At 67.6% G+C, this 16940-nt stretch carries 18 protein-coding genes; 8 read left to right on the forward strand and 10 right to left on the reverse strand.

Translation table 11 applies throughout. The annotated features are described in order from the left end of the window. Positions 1-5 precede the first annotated feature (5 nt). Positions 6-476 carry a hypothetical protein gene (locus ACT6SE_RS17765; RefSeq protein WP_046432471.1) on the forward strand — a complete coding sequence of 157 codons (471 nt, stop codon included), beginning with the start codon at positions 6-8 and terminating at the stop codon, positions 474-476. A 39-nt stretch (positions 477-515) separates the two neighbouring features. Here the strand turns inward: ACT6SE_RS17765 and ACT6SE_RS17770 are convergent, their stop codons facing one another. From ACT6SE_RS17770 to ACT6SE_RS17795, 6 genes are all read right to left on the reverse strand, one after another. Further along, positions 516-1961 (reverse strand): GGDEF domain-containing protein, encoded by a 1446-nt coding sequence (locus ACT6SE_RS17770; RefSeq protein WP_046432473.1) that lies wholly within the window; start codon positions 1959-1961, stop codon positions 516-518. 172 nt (positions 1962-2133) lie between these two features. After that, on the reverse strand, positions 2134-2964 hold the full coding sequence (gene fghA / locus ACT6SE_RS17775; RefSeq protein WP_046432476.1) for an S-formylglutathione hydrolase: 831 nt from the start codon (positions 2962-2964) through the stop codon (positions 2134-2136). Between the two features lie 63 nt (positions 2965-3027). After that, positions 3028-3384: a YqcC family protein gene (locus ACT6SE_RS17780; RefSeq protein ID WP_046432478.1), complete on the reverse strand. Its 357-nt coding sequence runs from the start codon at positions 3382-3384 to the stop codon at positions 3028-3030. Between the two features lie 8 nt (positions 3385-3392). Next, positions 3393-4502 carry an S-(hydroxymethyl)glutathione dehydrogenase/class III alcohol dehydrogenase gene (locus ACT6SE_RS17785; protein ID WP_032960685.1) on the reverse strand — a complete coding sequence of 370 codons (1110 nt, stop codon included), beginning with the start codon at positions 4500-4502 and terminating at the stop codon, positions 3393-3395. Between the two features lie 58 nt (positions 4503-4560). Continuing rightward, a complete protein-coding gene (frmR, locus tag ACT6SE_RS17790) occupies positions 4561-4836 on the reverse strand; it encodes a formaldehyde-responsive transcriptional repressor FrmR (RefSeq protein WP_005411009.1) in 276 nt (91 codons plus the stop codon). Between the two features lie 70 nt (positions 4837-4906). Then, entirely contained in the window at positions 4907-5812 is a 906-nt protein-coding gene (locus ACT6SE_RS17795) for a LysR family transcriptional regulator (RefSeq protein ID WP_046432481.1), read from the reverse strand. A 129-nt stretch (positions 5813-5941) separates the two neighbouring features. On the opposite strand from ACT6SE_RS17795, the gene ACT6SE_RS17800 reads away from it, so the two are divergent. Then, positions 5942-7045 (forward strand): alkene reductase, encoded by a 1104-nt coding sequence (locus tag ACT6SE_RS17800; RefSeq protein ID WP_046432506.1) that lies wholly within the window; start codon positions 5942-5944, stop codon positions 7043-7045. A 112-nt stretch (positions 7046-7157) separates the two neighbouring features. Here the strand turns inward: ACT6SE_RS17800 and ACT6SE_RS17805 are convergent, their stop codons facing one another. Further along, positions 7158-7835, reverse strand: a complete 678-nt coding sequence (locus ACT6SE_RS17805; RefSeq protein ID WP_014648390.1) for an SMI1/KNR4 family protein — start codon at positions 7833-7835, stop codon at positions 7158-7160. A gap of 114 nt (positions 7836-7949) precedes the next feature. Between ACT6SE_RS17805 and ACT6SE_RS17810 the strand changes: the two genes are divergently transcribed. Beyond that, the gene (locus ACT6SE_RS17810) at positions 7950-8366 is read left to right on the forward strand and encodes a VOC family protein (RefSeq protein WP_014648391.1); all 417 of its coding nucleotides are present in this window, start codon (positions 7950-7952) and stop codon (positions 8364-8366) included. Positions 8367-8378: 12 nt separating this feature from the next. Here the strand turns inward: ACT6SE_RS17810 and ACT6SE_RS17815 are convergent, their stop codons facing one another. Next, a complete protein-coding gene (locus ACT6SE_RS17815; protein ID WP_046432484.1) occupies positions 8379-9074 on the reverse strand; it encodes a DAPG hydrolase family protein in 696 nt (231 codons plus the stop codon). A gap of 75 nt (positions 9075-9149) precedes the next feature. On the opposite strand from ACT6SE_RS17815, the gene ACT6SE_RS17820 reads away from it, so the two are divergent. Further along, positions 9150-9812, forward strand: coding sequence for a TetR/AcrR family transcriptional regulator (locus ACT6SE_RS17820; protein WP_046432486.1), 663 nt, complete (start codon positions 9150-9152; stop codon positions 9810-9812). Between the two features lie 152 nt (positions 9813-9964). Here ACT6SE_RS17820 and ACT6SE_RS17825 read toward each other — a convergent pair whose 3' ends face one another. Then, positions 9965-10849, reverse strand: coding sequence for a LysR family transcriptional regulator (locus tag ACT6SE_RS17825; protein WP_046432489.1), 885 nt, complete (start codon positions 10847-10849; stop codon positions 9965-9967). A 107-nt stretch (positions 10850-10956) separates the two neighbouring features. On the opposite strand from ACT6SE_RS17825, the gene ACT6SE_RS17830 reads away from it, so the two are divergent. Beyond that, complete coding sequence (locus tag ACT6SE_RS17830) at positions 10957-12015, forward strand: NAD(P)-dependent alcohol dehydrogenase (RefSeq protein WP_014648395.1); 1059 nt, start codon at positions 10957-10959, stop codon at positions 12013-12015. Positions 12016-12137: 122 nt separating this feature from the next. Here the strand turns inward: ACT6SE_RS17830 and ACT6SE_RS17835 are convergent, their stop codons facing one another. Next, positions 12138-13502, reverse strand: a complete 1365-nt coding sequence (locus ACT6SE_RS17835; protein WP_046432492.1) for a glutamate--cysteine ligase — start codon at positions 13500-13502, stop codon at positions 12138-12140. Positions 13503-13654: 152 nt separating this feature from the next. Here ACT6SE_RS17835 and ACT6SE_RS17840 point away from each other — a divergent pair, with 152 nt between their 5' ends. The 3 genes from ACT6SE_RS17840 to ACT6SE_RS17850 all read left to right on the forward strand — a co-directional run bounded on the left by ACT6SE_RS17840 (position 13655) and on the right by ACT6SE_RS17850 (position 16857). After that, positions 13655-14359 carry a VIT1/CCC1 transporter family protein gene (locus tag ACT6SE_RS17840; protein WP_014648397.1) on the forward strand — a complete coding sequence of 235 codons (705 nt, stop codon included), beginning with the start codon at positions 13655-13657 and terminating at the stop codon, positions 14357-14359. Next, complete coding sequence (locus tag ACT6SE_RS17845; RefSeq protein ID WP_032960690.1) at positions 14356-15180, forward strand: helix-turn-helix transcriptional regulator; 825 nt, start codon at positions 14356-14358, stop codon at positions 15178-15180. Before ACT6SE_RS17840 ends, ACT6SE_RS17845 begins: the two co-directional genes overlap by 4 nt. Positions 15181-15885: 705 nt before the next feature. Continuing rightward, the gene (locus ACT6SE_RS17850) at positions 15886-16857 is read left to right on the forward strand and encodes an MBL fold metallo-hydrolase (protein WP_046432495.1); all 972 of its coding nucleotides are present in this window, start codon (positions 15886-15888) and stop codon (positions 16855-16857) included. Positions 16858-16940: the final 83 nt, after the last annotated feature.

Consider the following 16940-nt stretch of genomic DNA (forward strand, 5'->3'; position numbering starts at 1 on the left):
CCACCATGGCCTCCCGTTCCCCGTTGTTTCCCACCCGGGTCAACTACCGCACCTTCGGCCGTCAGTTCGGCCGGGGCGAACAGGCGCTGCTGGGCGCGATACGGCAGTTGCGCGACCCCGATCTGCAGGCCGATGGCCTTGCCCAGCTGAGCGGACTCGGGCTTGGCCAGGAGGGCTGCGACGCCTTCATCGGCCTGCTGCCGCTGCTGGCCACCCCCGCCGCTCCGATCGATCTGCTGCCGGCCGGCTCTCCCTTCATTGCCGCCAGTGAACTGGACCTGCTGGTCTGCCTGCTGCGCATCGCACAATGGCGGCATGCGCGGCCCCGCGAAGACGACACGCTGGCACCGTTGCGCCGGCAACTGGCACGCTGTGCGATGGCCGTGCAGGCGGCAAACCTGCCGTTGCGGCAGCGCTCATTGTCACCGGTCGGGCTGAGGCTGCTCGATCCGACCGGCTGGTTGCGGCAGCGATAAGCCGTCGCGCCCCGCGTGTGATCGCATGCAGAGAGCTGCTCAGCAGTCCATCGTTCCGTGCGTGCTGCCCTCGTCATCCAGCACGTGCGCATGCAGGATCACCTGGTTGCGGCCAGCCCGCTTGGCGGCATACAGGCCGGCATCGGCGTCTGCCAGCAACTGATCGGCACTGGCCAGAGCCGGCGGATGCAGGTAACCCACGCCGATGCTGATACTGACCGATCCTTCCGGCAACGGCAGCGCTTCCACCGCCTGGCGCAGGCGCTCGGCCAGCGCCAGAACGCCCGACAGCGCGCTTCCGGGCACGATCACCGCAAATTCCTCGCCGCCATAACGTGCGACGCTGTCACCGGCGCGACCGGCGCTCGCCTTCAGTACCGCTGCCACGGCCTGCAGGCAGCGGTCGCCGGCGGGATGGCCGTGGCGGTCGTTGAAGGCCTTGAAATGATCGATATCCAACAGCAGCAGGCCCAGCTCGGTGCCACTGCGCCGTGCGCGATTCCACTCGGCCAGCAGCAGCGCGTCGAACTCGCGCCGGTTGGCCACGCCTGTCAGGCCATCCTGGCGCGCCAGCTGGTCCAGCGAGGCCTGCCGTTCCATCAGGTCCACCTGCAGCAGGATGCTGCGCAGGCCGAACCCCAGCGTCGCCACCACGAAACCGCTCACGGCCAGGGGCCGGGCATGGTCGACCACCAGGGTGCCCACCACCAGCAGCAGCAGCGGCAGGATCATCGGGCCCGCCGCCTGCACCGTGCGCGCCATCCGCGGATGCGGCGTCAGGACCCGCGCCGGTGCCTGGCTGAGTGCGAGCAGCGCCAGCAGCAGGAACGGCAGATCGATCAGCAGATCGGCATAGGCACCGAACGCATCACCGGAGGTGTAGTGGTTGATGTAATACGCCACCAACAGGTAGGTCGCCGCATACATCGCCAGCGCGCGGAAAAAGGTACGCCGCTCGGGAACGTCGCCGGCCAGCCAGCGCACCACCGCGAACACGGCGATGCACAGGTTCTGGATATCGAACATGCGTTGCATGTTGGACAACGCGTGGTCGTCGATGTCAACGCGGGCGGCGAACGACTGCGCGTGCACGAAGAACAGCACGCCCAGCAGCGCCGCCATGGCCGCATCGATCAGGCTGATGCTGACCCGTTCCCGGCGCGCCCTGGCCAGGATGAACACCAGGGGCACACCGTAGAGCACGTAAAGGAACAGGCTTGCGCGCGGGGTGAAATCGGCACGCCCGGCGCCCAGGGCGTCGATCATGTTGAACGCCATGCCGCCGGCCCACAGCAGCAGCGCCAATGCCGTGGCGCGCCACCCCAGTGCCGCGCGGTCGCGGCGGGCCCGCCACAGGCAGGCGGCCGCCGCCAGCAACGGGGCACCGGTCAGGAAAACGAAGGAGCCTACCCCGGCCGGACCAGGCCACAAGGCCAGCACCAGGCCATGGCACAGCAGATACAGCAGCGCCAGCACTACCGGCATGCATCCCCCGATCCGCAAGGCCGTCTACGCGCACGATAGCGCGGGGCGACGCCACGAGGGTGTGATCCATCGCTGAAAAAGGGGACGGAGGGGATTAAGTCGTTTGCGGCACAGCGGCAAATGCGACTTAATCCCCTCCGTCCCCTTTTTCCGTCCCCTTTTTCCCGGGGGCTCAGCCCTGCAGGGCGCGGGCGTGGTGGGCGATGTGCTCGCCGATGTAGCTGCCAATGAAGTAGTAGCTGTGGTCGTAGCCGGGCTGCAGGCGCAGGGTCAGCGGATGGTCGGCAGCGGCGCAGGCCTCCTGCAGGCGCTGCGGCTGCAGCTGGGTCTGCAGGAACTCGTCCGCCTCGCCCTGGTCGATCAGCAACGGCAGGCGCTCGCTGGCCGCGGCAATCAACGCGCAGGCGTCCCATTGCGCCCAGTCGGCCGGGTTGTCGCCAAGGTAGGCGTGGAAGGCCTTCTGCCCCCACGGAACATGGCTGGGCGCGACGATCGGCGAGAACGCCGACACGCTGCGGTAGCGCCCCGGATTGCGCAGCGCGATCACCAGCGCACCGTGGCCGCCCATCGAGTGCCCGCTGATGGCGCGTGCGCCGGTCGCCGGGAACTCCGCTTCGATCAGCGCCGGCAACTCGTGCACTACATAGTCATGCATGCGGAAGTGCTTCGCCCAGGGCGCACGGGTGGCGTTGAGGTAGAACCCTGCGCCCTTGCCCAGGTCGTAGCCTTCGGCATCGGCCACGTCATCACCGCGCGGGCTGGTATCAGGCGCGACAATGATCACGCCGTGTTCGGCCGCATAGCGCTGCGCGCCCGCCTTGGTGATGAAATTCTGCTCGGTGCAGGTCAGCCCGCTCAGCCAGTACAGCACCGGCAGCGTCTGCGTTTCCGCCTGCGGCGGCAGGTACACGGCGAACTGCATGTCGCAGCCCAGCGTGGTCGAATGATGGCGGTAGACATCCTGCCAACCGCCAAAACAGGCGCGGTGTTCAATGCGTTCCATGGTGCTCTCCTGCGCGGCGCGTCAGCGCACGCGTGCTTCTGGTAGATGCCGACCTTGGTCGGCTTATCCACGCCCGGCGTGGACGCCTTGGTTGATCAGTTCATCCAGCTGTGCCAGCAGGCGCAGCAACGATTCGACGCCAGGCTGGCCGTCCAGGTTGCGATACGCCGCGACCGCCACGTCGCTGCGCGGTGGCCACAGGCCGTCGGCGCGGGCTTCGTGCAGGCGCGGCAGGAATACCTGTGCCAGCCAGTGCTCGAACGGCATTTCATCAATGCCGAAGGGCGAGTCCACCGCGCGCGGTGGACCCACGTCGCCCTCGACCCAGCTCAGCGCGCGCAGCGCCTGCTCGATCGGGTCGACCAGGGCCGCGCGTGGATCCTCCGCACGCGGCCTGCGCAGGGCGTCGAACCAGCCCACGCCGCGGCTCAGTAGTGGACCACCGAACGGATCGACTTGCCTTCATGCATCAGGTCGAAGGCGTCGTTGATCTTGTCCAGGTCCATGGTGTGGGTGACGAACGGGGCCAGTTCGATATCGCCCTTCATCGCATCCTCGACCATGCCCGGCAGCTGGCTGCGGCCCTTCACGCCACCGAAGGCGGTGCCCATCCACTTGCGGCCGGTCACCAGCTGGAACGGACGGGTGGAGATCTCCTGGCCCGAACCGGCCACGCCGATCACCACGCTCTGGCCCCAGCCACGGTGCGCGCATTCCAGCGCCGCGCGCATCACGTTGACGTTGCCGATGCACTCGAAGCTGTGGTCCACGCCCCAGGTCGTCATCTCGACGATGACCTGCTGGATCGGCTTATCGAAGTCCTTCGGGTTGATGCAGTCGGTGGCGCCGAATTCGCGCGCCAGTTCGAACTTGGACGGATTGGTGTCCACCGCGATGATGCGGCCGGCCTTGGCCTGGCGCGCACCCTGGATCACCGCCAGGCCGATGCCACCGAGGCCGAACACCGCCACGCTGTCGCCTTCCTGCACCTTGGCGGTGTTGTGCACCGCGCCGATGCCGGTGGTGACACCGCAACCGAGCAGGCAGACGTGTTCCGGGTTTGCTTCCGGATTGATCTTCGCCAGCGACACTTCGGCCACCACGGTGTACTCGCTGAAGGTCGAGCAACCCATGTAGTGGTACAGCGGCTCACCGTTGTAGCTGAAGCGGCTGGTGCCATCGGGCATCACGCCCTTGCCCTGGGTCGCGCGCACGGCCACGCACAGGTTGGTCTTGCCGCTCTTGCAGAACAGGCACTCGCCGCACTCGGCGGTGTACAGCGGAATCACGTGGTCGCCCGGCTTGACGCTGGTCACGCCCTCGCCCACTTCAACCACGATGCCGGCGCCTTCATGGCCCAGCACCACCGGGAACAGGCCTTCCGGATCATCGCCGGACAGCGTGAACGCATCGGTGTGGCAGACACCGGTGTGGGTGATCTTCACCAGCACTTCGCCCTTCTTCGGCGGGGCGACGTCGATCTCGACGATCTGCAGCGGCTGGCCGGGACCAAAGGCGACGGCGGCACGGGACTTCATGGTGGACTCTCCAGAGACAGGCAATGACAGGATGGGCGGCGCCATGTTGCGCCGTCGTTTATTTCAGGTACGAACGGATCAACGCGCTCATGTCGCGCACGCGTTCGGCGCGTTGTTCGTCGGAGGCGGCGGGTTGCCCGAACTCCTCGCGCAGATGGGCCTCCATCACCTCGGACATCAGGCCGTTGACCGCGCCACGGATGGCGGCGATCTGCTGCAGCACCGGCCCGCAGTCGGCGCCAGCTTCCAGCGCGCGGTCCAGCGCATCGCACTGGCCACGGATGCGGCGCACGCGGGCCAGGACCTTCTTCTTCTCTTCGGGGGAGTGCGGCATGACCAGGCCACCTCGAAACTATACTGGGGGATAGTATACACAGGCAACCATCCCGCTCAATCGTGCCGGTTCAATCGAACAAGCCCTCACCCGCCAGCCGCGCCAGTTCATCCACCACATAGCGCACCTTCGGCCGCAGGTGCCGGGTCGGTGGCCACAGCGCATGGATGTCGATATGCCGTTGCATGTGCGCATCCAGCACCGAGTGCAGCGCGCCGGATTCCAGATGTCGGCGTACCAGTGAAATGGGCATCTGGCAGATGCCCAGTCCTGCGATGGCCGCATCGATCACCGCGTCACCATCGTTGAGCTGGTAGGCCGCGTTCGGGATGAATGTTCCCTCGGCGTCATCACTGCCAATCCGCCACGCCACCGGTTGCCCATGGCGGAAGCCGACGATGCTGCGATGCTGCGCCAGTTCCTCCACGGTCGCTGGCACGCCATGCGCCTGCAGGTACTCCGGCGATGCGCAGGTGACCAGGCGCTGGCGACCCAGCCGCCGCGCCACCAGGTGCTCGGCCTGGTGCAATCCGCCGAAGCGGATCAGCAGGTCGATGCCCTCTTCGACGGGATCGACGAAATGATCGGTGAAGGTCATCGTCAGTTGCAGGTCCGGGTACTGCCGGCACAGGCGCAGCAGCACGGGCAGCACCACCAGCCGCCCGAATGAGGACGGCATGTCGATGCGCAGCCGTCCGCTGGGCAGGCCGGCCGACCCCAGGCAGGCCTCGGCGGCGGAGATTTCTTCCAGCGCCGCCGCACACGATGCGTAGTACGCCTCGCCATCGGTGGTCAGCGCGATGCGCCGCGTGGTGCGGTGGAACAGGCGCACGCCCAGCCGCGCTTCCAGCCGGGCGATGGCCTTGCCCACTGCCGAGCGCGAGATGCCCAGCGCGTCGGCAGCCTCGGTGAAGCTGCCTGAGCGGGCCGTGGTGACGAAGGTCACCAGGCCATTCAACGATTCCAGCGGCAGCATCTATCACGCTCCATTGGGGACAAATAGTCCCGCGCCCAGGGAGATCGAAGCGCTTTATGCGTCCGCATGTCAACTCCATCCTGTGTGCATCGCGCCGCTGGCGCCTTCCCCCACACCCAGATGACCGACATGATCGCCGCCCTGTTCCGCCCCTTCGATCTGGCAGGCACCGCCCTGCGCAACCGCATCGCGATGGCCCCGATGACCCGCGCCCGCAACCCCGGTGCGGTCGCCAACGAACTCACCGCGCAGTACTACCGGCAGCGCGCCAGCGCCGGCCTGATCATCAGTGAAGGCACCCCGGTCTCGCCGCAGGGCCAGGGCTACATTGACGTCCCGGGTATCTGGTCGGCCGAGCAGGTGGCCGGGTGGAAGCTCGTCACCGAGGCGGTGCATGCCGCACAGGGCACGATCTTCGCCCAGCTCTGGCACGTCGGCCGCATGTCGCATTCCTCGCTGCAGCCCGACGGTGGGCAACCGGTCAGCGCCGGTACCCGCCCGGTGGCCAGCGCACCGAAGAACACCTCGTTCGTGTACCTGGACGATGGCAGCCGCGGCCACGCCGATCCCACCCCGGCACGTGCACTGGAGACCGCAGAGATCCCCGGCATCGTCGACGACTTCGTGCGCGGCGCAGAGAACGCCATCGCCGCCGGATTCGACGGCATCGAACTGCATGCCGCCAACGGCTACCTGTTCGAACAGTTCCTCAACCCGGTCATCAACCAGCGCGAAGATCACTACGGCGGCTCGCTGCCCAACCGCGCGCGCTTGATCCTGGACACCGTCGATGCGATGGCCCAGCGCATCGGTGCGCAGCGCATCGGCGTGCGCCTGGCACCGAACAATCTCACCTTCGACATGCCGTTCTACCCCGACAACGAGGCCACCTATCTGTACCTGGCCGAGGAACTGGGCAAGCGCGGCCTGGCCTATGTGCATCTCAACGACAACCAGCAGGCGGGCCAGTCGGTGCTGGGCGAGGCCTTCCTGCAGCAGTTCAAGCAGGCCTACGGTGGCACCGTGATCCTGGCCGGCGGCATGACCCGCGAACGCGCCCTGCAGCTGGTCGAGGCCGGCACCATCGACCTTGCCGCGTTCGGCCAGCCGTTCATCGCCAACCCGGATCTGGTCGAACGCCTGCAGCGCAACATCGCGTTGGCCACGCCCGACCGCAGCACCTATTACGGGGGCGGCGAGGCGGGCTATCTCGATTACCCGGCCGCAGACTGATCCCGCACGGGGCCCGCACGGGGTCGGATGCCCTTCCAACGGAAAGGGCTCTGACCCCTGTTCGGCGAACAAGGAGTCAGAGCCACGCTGCGCCCGGATCCGACCCCAGCCCTCAGGCGTCCTCGCGCACGTAGGCGAACGACTCGTCCAACCGCTCGAAGCCGATCACTTCAGCGACGATGGCCTGTGCCTCGTCTTCGCTGAAGTTCCCTTCTTCAATATCGTCAACGCGGGCGAACAGCCGCTGCAATGCCGCATACTGGTCGCCGCGCAGGAAGGAATGGTGAGTCTGCAGCCAGCGCTGCAGATTCCCGGCCAGCTCGCCGTGCGACAGCAGTGTGTACGGCCGCTGGTAGTCGGCAACCGCTTCGACCATCTTGCGGAACACGAAATCCTGGTAGCTGGCGGCCAGCACGTCGGCACGGTCGTCGTCATGCCACACCATCACCACCGGCGGTTCGCTGAAACCGGGCGCGTTGCTCCAGAAACAGTAACTGTCACCCGCGCCGGTCCGCGCAAAGGGCAGCAACTGCAGGTCAGTGCGCAGGGGATTGTAATGATCCTCCGCGGTCAGCTCCTGCCACGCCTCGAGCAGTTCATCGTCCTCCAACGGCTCATAGTCCTGGGCGTACAGCAGCACCGGCGGTTCTGCCTGCAGCGCCGGGAATACCACCTCGGACCATTCCGGATGGGGAGCACCCCAGCTCAACCGACCCGCTGCATGCAACTGCTTGAACAGGGGCGGGAAGGTCTGGCCCGTGGCCTGTTCGATGCCGGATAGCGCGCTCATGGATGTCCTTGTCGATGGAGACCGCCCAGCTTGCCCGAATCCGCGCAGGAGATGAACCGGCGGCACCACGCGGCAGGACTAGACTGCGACCACCGGATGCCGCCCATCGCTACCATGAACGCCACTGCCCACAGCTTCATCGTCAACATGGACGTGCCCGACCTGGCCGCCGCCGAAGACTTCTACATCCGGGCCTTCGGCCTGCGCATCGGCCGCCGTCTCGGCCCGGGCGCCGTGGAGCTGCTCGGTGGGCCAACGCCGCTCTACCTGCTGCACAACGACGCCGGCAGCGCCGCCACGGAAGACGGCGACGTGCGCGACTACGAGCGTCATTGGACGCCGCTGCACCTGGACTGGGTGGTGGATGACATTGAAGCCGCGCTGGCACGTGCAGTTGCGGCCGGGGCGACACTCGAGCAGTCCGTGCGCGAGCGTCGTTGGGGACGCATCGCCGTACTGGCCGATCCGTTCGGGCATGGCTTCTGCCTGATCCAGTTCAGTGGCGAAGGCTACGATGCACTGGTTGAATGACCGGCGCGCCGTTCACCACGGCAACGGCACTGCTTCGCCGTTGGCGCGCTCGCCGTAGTACAGCGAAGGCAGCAGCCGCGACAGGAAACTGAACTCCGTATAGCAGTGCCTGAGCAGGCCCAGGCCGACCGCGTCGCCGGCATCGCGACGCGGATCGGCGCTGTCCAGGCCGAGCACGAAGCGGCTGCGCAGCACGCAGCCAAACGGCGTATCGCGCGCCACATGCAGCATCTGCCCATCGCAGGGATCGCCCTGTACATCCAGACGCACGTGATCACCGAAGCCGATGCGCGCGGCGATCACTGCCGATACATGGCCTGCATCCTGTGCCGCCTGCAGGCGTTCGGGCACCAGCAAGGTGCGCGGGTCATGGAACTTCAGGCGCGCCGACACCGGCGGAATGTCAGCGAGCGATTCCACCGCATGGATGCTGGCGCCGTGGTAGCTGCGCCCGCGCTGCCAGGCCGCGTCCCAGCCGCGATGCTCGACATGATCGACCGGATGCCACCAGCGGATGTGCTGGGTGGTCTCGAAGAAGGTGAACCACCAGTCCAGCATGCGGCCCTTGCAGCCGTGCAGATCGGTGCGCACCGCCACCAGCAGCGTGCCGTCTTCGCGGCGCTGGATGCCGGTTTCCAGATGCATCGGCGCCGGGTCCAGCAGATCGTGGTGGTCCAGCCAGGGGCGAGCGTTCACAGCGGTATCCATGGGAGTCTCCTACGGGTTGGGAGACCCGACAATAAGGAAACGCTTTCCGTTTCGCAATTAATCGGGTGCGGTAAGATGGGCGCAATGAACAGCACCACCCTGCCCGCGCCCACATCACCGACCCGCCGCCGTGGCCGCCCTGCGCGACCGGAAGCCGAAGTCCGCCACGCGGTGCTGCAGGCCACGCTGGAGCTGCTGCTGGCACAGGGTTACGAGGCCACCACCATTGAAGCGGTGGCGGCGCACGCCGGGGTGGCGAAGAAGACCGTCTACCGCCATGCCAGCAACCGCGAGGAGCTGGTCGGGTTGGCGGTGCGTGAGTGGACCGACGGCTTCGCGCCAAAGCTGCAGCGTGATGCGCGCAATGCCCAAGAGGTCGTGCCGTTGCTGCAGGACATCCTGCACGCGGTGTGCACGCAGGCGCTATCGGCGCAGGCGGTGCAGGTGTTCCGCCTGCTGGCCACCGATTTCCCCGGCAAGGACGCGCTGCTGCAGGCCTACCTCGACAACGGCATCGAACGCGGCCGTGCGCTGCTGGCCGACTGGCTGGCACGTCAGCAGCAGCGTGGACTGCTGCGCGAGGGAGATTCCGCATGCATGGCGCGGCTGATCCTGGCGATGGCCGTGGCCGAGCCGCTGCGCGAACGCGTGATCGGCGTGGTGGCCGAGGATGCGCCGGTGGAGATGCATCTGCGTGAGTGCGTGGCGTTGTTGGCGCCGGTGTTGCAAGGGCCGTAGCGTGGTGCCATCCACGCATGGCGTGGATCTACCGGCCGATGTCGATTCGTTGATCGGCAACGCCCTGCCCCGGCAGGTGCCGACCGTTGGTTGGCAATGGCCTGCCCCGGTGGGTGCCGACCGTTGGTCGGCACCACGTCATCCATCGCAACTCACTCGCGCAACATATCCACGAACGCACGCAACGCGCCCGGCATCTGCCGCTGCTTCGGGTAGTACAGCGCGAAGCCGGCAAACGGCTCGCTCCAGTCTTCCAGCACCGCCACCATCTGCCCCGATTCGATGTACGGCCTTGCCGTGTCTTCCAGCACGTACGCCAGGCCGATGCCATCCAGAACGGCGCGCACGATCGTGCCCTGCTCGCACAGGGTCAACCGCCCGGGCACGTCGATCTCCAGCGCCTGCCCATCGCGCTCGAACTGCCACTTGTACAGGTGCCCACTGGCGAAGCGGAAGCGGATGCATTCGTGCGCGGCCAGGTCGCGCGGATGCTGCGGTGCCGGCCGACGCCGCAGGTAGTCCGGCGAGCCGACGATCAGCCCGCGCAGTGGCGGCCCCATCGGCACCGCCACCATGTCCTCCGGCACGAACTCATGCAGGCGCACGCCGGCGTCGTAGCCCTCGGCGACGATGTCGACCAGGCCGTCATTTTCGGTCAGCTCCACCCGCACGTCGGGATGGGCGTGCAGGAAGCGCGCCAGCCTCGGCCCCAACTGGGTCGGTACCGCCGCGCGGGTGGCGTTGATGCGCAGCAGGCCGGCCGGGGCTGCGCGGAAGTGGTTCAATTCTTCCAGTGCGTCGTGCACCTGCCCCAACGCCGGCTGCAGGCGCTCCAGCAGGCGCTGCCCGGCCTCGGTCAGGGCCACGCTGCGGGTGGTGCGATGGAACAGGCCCACCCCCAACCGTTCCTCCAGCGCGCGGATCGCGTAGCTCACCGCCGAGGTCGACAGCGCCAGCTCGGCGCCGGCACGGCGGAAGCTGCGGTGGCGGGCGACCGCGGCGAACGCGGCCAGGTGGGAGAGGTTGTCAGTGGCCACGATTGTGCAGTTTCACTTGATGAATCATGCCGATATCCGCGCTTCTTGCTGCTGGTTGCGGGGCGTATTGTAAAACGCCTTTCGATAAACCCTGCCAAGGATTCCCCATGTCCCTCGCCCGTGGTTACGCCGCCCATTCCCATACCGACCCGCTGGTCCCGTACGAGTTCGAACGCCGCGCGGTCGGCCCGGACGACGTGCGCATCGAGATCCTCTACAGCGGCATCTGCCATTCCGACCTGCACCAGGCCCGCGATGACTGGGGTGGCTCGATCTACCCGATGGTGCCGGGCCACGAGATCATCGGCCGGGTGACCGAAGTCGGCAGCAACGTCACCCGCTTCAAGGTCGGCGACCACGCCGGCGTCGGCTGCATGGTCGACTCGTGCCGCCACTGCGACGCCTGTGAGCACGATCTGGAGCAATATTGCGCCGAAGGCGCGACCTGGACCTACAACGGCCGTGAACGCGAAACCGGCGCGCCGACCTACGGCGGCTATTCCGACCACGTGGTGGTCGAGCAGCGCTTCGTGGTGAAGGTGTCCGACACCCTCGACCTGAAGGCGGCCGCCCCGCTGCTGTGCGCCGGCATCACCACCTGGTCGCCGCTGCGCCACTGGAAGGTCGGCCCGGGGCAGAAGGTGGGCGTGATCGGTCTCGGTGGCCTTGGCCACATGGGCGTGAAGTTCGCCAAGGCACTGGGCGCGCACGTCGTGATGATCACCACCACGCCGGAAAAGGGTGCCGATGCCAAGCGCCTGGGCGCCGATGAGGTACTGGTCTCGCGCGATGCCGCGCAGATGAAGGCGCACGCCGGCAGCTTCGACTTCCTGCTCAACACCATCCCGGTCGGCCATGACACCAACCCGTACATGGGCCTGCTCAAGCGCGAGGCCACCATGTGCCTGGTCGGCGTGCTGACCGAACTGGACCCGCCGCTGACCGGCGGCAGCGTGATCTTCGGCCGCAAGCACCTGACCGGCTCGGCAATCGGCGGCATGGCCGAAACCCAGGAAATGATGGACTTCTGTGCCGAGCACGGCATCGTCAGCGACGTCGAGATCATCGACATCAAGAACGTCAACGAAGCCTGGGAGCGCATGGCGAAGAACGATGTGCGCTACCGCTTCGTGATCGACATGGCGACGATGCAGAACGCCGCCTGATCCAGGGCAGATGCGAAAAAGAAAAACCCCGGCAATGCCGGGGTTTTTCTTCTGGTAGTGCCGGCCGCTGGCCGGCAACCCCATACATCTGCCGGCCAGCGGCCGACACTACCGCAATCCACTCAGTACGCGAACTCGCGGAACACCGGATCGACGTCGCCGTGCCAGCGGCCATGGAACAGCGCCAGCTTGCGCTCGGCCGGGGTCAGGCCGGATTCGACGATCTCCTGCAGCACGTCCAGGAACTTGCTCTCGTCCTGGCCGTCGGCATTGCGCGCCGCACGGCGCCTGAGGCCTTCGACGGAAATCTTCACCGCTTCGCGGGCCAGGTCGCGCACCGTGCCATTGCGGAACGGCAGGTTCATCGCATGCTTCGGCACGCCGTCGCGCAGTGCATGGCGCTCGGCCAGGGTGAAATCGCGTACCAGGTCCCAGGCGGCATCCAGTGCGGTGTCGTCATACAACAGGCCCACCCAGAATGCCGGCAGCGCACACAGGCGGCTCCACGGGCCACCATCGGCACCGCGCATTTCCAGGTACTTCTTCAGGCGCACTTCCGGGAACGCGGTGGTCATGTGGTCCGACCAGTCGCGCAGCGTCGGCAGCGCACCCGGCAGCACCGGCAGCCTGGCCTGCATGAAATCGCGGAAGCTCTGCCCGCTGGCGTCGTGGTAGATGCCATCGCGGTAGGAGAAATACATCGGCACGTCGAGCAGGTAGTCGACATAGCGCTCGTAACCAAAACCATCCTCGAACACGAAGTCGAGCATGCCGGTGCGGTCGGCGTCGGTGTCGGTCCAGATGTGCGAGCGGTAGCTCAGGTAGCCGTTGGGCTTGCCTTCGGTGAACGGCGAATCGGCGAACAGCGCGGTGGCTATCGGCTGCAGCGCCAGCGACACGCGGAACTTCTTCACCATGTCCGCTTCGGTGGCGTAGTCCAGGTTCACCTGCACCGTGCAGGTGCGGGTCATCATGTCCAGGCCCAGCGAACCGACCTTGGGCATGTACGAGCGCATGATCTTGTAGCGCCCCTTCGGCATCCAGGGCATTTCATCGCGCTTCCACTTCGGCTGGAAGCCCATGCCGAGGAAACCCAGCTGCAGTTCGCCGGCCACCTGTGCCACTTCGTTGAGGTGGGTGCCGGTCTCCACGCAGGTCTGGTGGATGGTCTCCAGCGCCGCGCCGGACAGCTCCAGCTGACCGGCCGGTTCCAGCGTCACCGAGGCACCGTCGCGCAGCAGCGCGATCGTGCTGCCGTTTTCCTGCACCGGCTCCCAGCCGAAGCGGACCAGGCCGTTGAGCAACGCTTCGATGCCGCGCTCGCCCTCGAAGGTCGGCGGGCGCAGGTCATCCAGGCGGAACCCGAACTTCTCGTGCTCGGTGCCGATGCGCCACTGCGCGCGGGGCTTCTCGCCGGAGGCGATCACCTCCACCAGCTGCGAGCGGTCGGTAATGGGGGTATCGGCGACGTGGCTGGGGCTCGACAAGGGGAAGGCTCGCTGGACGGTGGCGGGGGATGTGGGGCTCGCGGCCTTCCATCGCAAGGGCGCACTATAGCGTGGCACCCCGTTGCGTCATGCGACGGTGACGGGTTTCAGCATCCTACCGACGCCCTCTTGACCCTCGTACACTCGGCGTCATGAACCGTCATTCGCGACACCCCGAACTGCACCGCTCCGAGCGCGTCGGCTGGTTGCGTGCCGCCGTGCTGGGGGCCAACGATGGCATCGTCTCGGTGGCCGGCCTGGTGGTCGGCGTGGCGGCCAGCGGCGCCTCCGCCACCACTATCCTTGCCACCGGCGTGGCCGGCACCGTGGCCGGCGCGATGTCGATGGCCGCCGGCGAGTATGTGTCGGTGCAGACCCAGGCCGACACCGAAGCGGCCGACCTGGCCATGGAAAAGCGCGAGCTGCGCGAAGACCCGCACAGCGAACTGGAGGAGCTGGCCGCGATCTACCGCCACCGCGGCCTGGAGCCTGCATTGGCCCGGCAGGTGGCCGAACAGCTTACCGCCCACGATGCACTGGGTGCCCACGCCCGCGATGAGCTGGGCATCACTGACACCCTGCGCGCGCGCCCGCTGCAGGCGGCGCTGGCCTCGGCCGGTGCGTTCACCTGCGGTGCGGCGCTGCCGGTGCTGACCGCCCTGCTCGCGCCGACCGACAAGGTTGCGTTGATGACCACGGCCAGCACCCTGCTCGGCCTGTGCCTGACCGGCGCGGTGGCGGCCCAGGCCGGGGGCGCACCGCCTGTACGCGGCGCGGTCCGGGTGATGTTCTGGGGCGCGCTGGCGATGGCTGCGGCGGCCGGCGTCGGTCGCCTGTTCGGTGCCCAGGTGTCATGACCGGCATGCTGCCAGCGGCCACTGCGTTGCTGGCCGAGATGGCCAGCCTGGCCGGCTGCGGGCGCGCCGAGGGCTATGCCTGCATCACCGCACGCCGCGAGCATGGCGCCAGCTCGGTGGAGGTTCCGCAACCGCAGTTCGCGATCCTGCTGGAAGGCCGCAAGCAGGTACGTACCGCACACCAGTCGCTGACGTTCGTTCCCGGCGACATCCTGCTGCTGACCCAGCGGTGCCGCATCGACGTGGTCAACACCCCCGATCCCTGCAGCGGCCGCTACCTCAGTGCCATCGTGCCGCTCTGCACCGAAGTGCTGGCGGCGGCGCGTACGCTCTGGAACGAAGAGCTTCCCGCCCCCGGCCAGGCGATGGCGCGACTGCCGTTGATCGACCATGGCGCGGTGCTGCGCCAGTGGCGGCAATCGCTGCAGGACGGCCGTTACAGCGACGCGCGGCTGGCCCTGGCCTCGCTGGTGCTGACCCTGTGCCGACAGGGCCACGGCAACCTGCTGCTGCCGCAGGCACCGAGCCTGGGCGAACAGATCCGCGACCGCATCGCCGCCGAACCAGCACGCGACTGGCAATCACGCGATGTGGAAGCGCAGTTCGCGCTGAGCGGCGCGACCCTGCGCCGTCGCCTGGCGGCCGAGGACACCAGCCTGCGCCAGCTGCTCACCGAGGCCCGGCTGGCACATGGCATGCAGCTGCTCTACACCACCGACCTGCCGTTGAAGACCGTGGCCGCGCGCGCGGGCTACCGGTCTGCGGCCAGTTTCAGCAAGCGCTTCGCCGAGCAGTACGGGCTGGCTCCCACAGATATTTGAGGGGGTTCGGCAGGGCTGCGCCCTGCACCCGCAGAGGCAACAGCAACAGCCGAAGCAACAGCAGCAGCAACGGCGTGCATTCCGTGGAATGGCGGGGCACTGTGGGTTTGCGGGGACGCCGTAAACCCGTCCATGGGGGCTTGGTCGCCGCATCCATGCGGCTCACACCCCGCAAACCCACAGTGCCCCGCCTTCGACAGATTCCGGCGGCTGTTGGTAGGTGTCGACCTTGGTCGACACATCTGTCAGTTATCGAATGAAATTCGTGGGGTCAGATCCGTTTTCCTCCGGAAAACGGATCTGACCCCGCGAGCTGACAGATCGCGGAAAACTGTCGAAGGCGGGGTGGGTCCGGTTGCGAGTGTCCGCGGCATGGATGCCGCGGCCAAGCCCCCATGGGTGAGGGCGCTTTGCTTGCGAAGCACTGCTTCGCAAGCGCCCGAACGCCCAGCCGCCAGCGACTGGGCCGGACCGCGGAGCGGGGTTTACGGCGTCTCCCGCAACCGGACCCACCCCGCCATCCCAGATAGCCCGCTGTCGCTGTTGCTGTTGCTTCGGCCGTTGCCGTTGCCTCTGCGGGTGCAGGGCGCAGCCCTGCAGCCCCCCCTTCCCTGAGCATTCCGCGCAGTGGTTTGAGCGCCGTGCACACGCCGGCCACGGCACGCTGGGCACAACGGAACCGCCCGTCATCCACCGAGAACCGCCATGATCCTGCGTCCCCTGCCGCTGCGCGGCGCCCTGCTGCTGGCCCTGTCGTCCCTGCCGCTGGCTGCACTGGCCGAAGCCACCTCGCCCGCTCCCACCCAGCAGGTGCCCGGCGTCTACCACCAGCGCGTTGGTGCGCTGCAGGTCACCGCCCTGTTCGACGGCGTGGTCGCGCTGGGCCGGCAGGAAGTGGTCGACGTGCCGCCGACACTGGTCAGCCGCCTGTTGGAAGGCCGCTACGTACCGGAAGACAAAAAGGGCCTGCAGACCGCGATCAACGCCTTCCTGGTGCGCCAGGGCAACCACCTGACCCTGGTCGATACCGGCACCGCGCAGTGCTTCGGCCCCGGCCTGGGCCAGGTGCTGGGCAACCTGCGCGCCTCCGGCGTGGACCCGGCCGAGGTGGACGAGGTGCTGCTGACCCACGCCCACCCGGACCATCTGTGCGGCGTGCTCGACGCGCAGGGCAAGCCGGCCTACCCGAATGCCACGGTGTGGCTGTCCAAGGCCGATGCCGATTACTGGCTCAGCCCGGCCAGCGAGGCCACGGCGCCGAAGGGCGTGCGCTTCGCCTTCCCGCTGGCACGCAACGCGGTCGCGCCCTACCAGGCCAGCGGCCACCTGCGCACGTTCAGCCCCGGCGATGCCCTGCCCGGTGGCGCGGTGGCGATGGACACCCACGGCCATACCCCCGGCCATGTCTCCTACCGGTTCGACAGCCAGGGCCAGTCACTGCTGGTGTGGGGTGATGTGCTGCACTTCCATGCGGTGCAGTTCGCGCACCCGGAAGCGGCATTCGAGGCCGATTCGGACCGCAAGGCGGCCATCGCCAGCCGTCGCGGGCTGCTGCAGCAGGCCACCGCCAACGGTTGGTGGGTGGCCGGTGCGCACCTGCCGTTCCCGGGCCTGGGCCATGTGCGTGGCGAGGGCCAGGCCTATGCGTGGGTGCCGGCGGAGTATTCGCCGTTGTGAGGGTGTGCCGACCAAGGTCGGCACCCACCCGATCGGGTAGCGCCCGGCTGCCCGGTAGCGCCCGGCTGCCAGCCGGGCGACCG

Origin of the sequence: Stenotrophomonas sp. LC732, assembly GCF_052446685.1 — a bacterium.
GTDB lineage: Bacteria > Pseudomonadota > Gammaproteobacteria > Xanthomonadales > Xanthomonadaceae > Stenotrophomonas > Stenotrophomonas muris.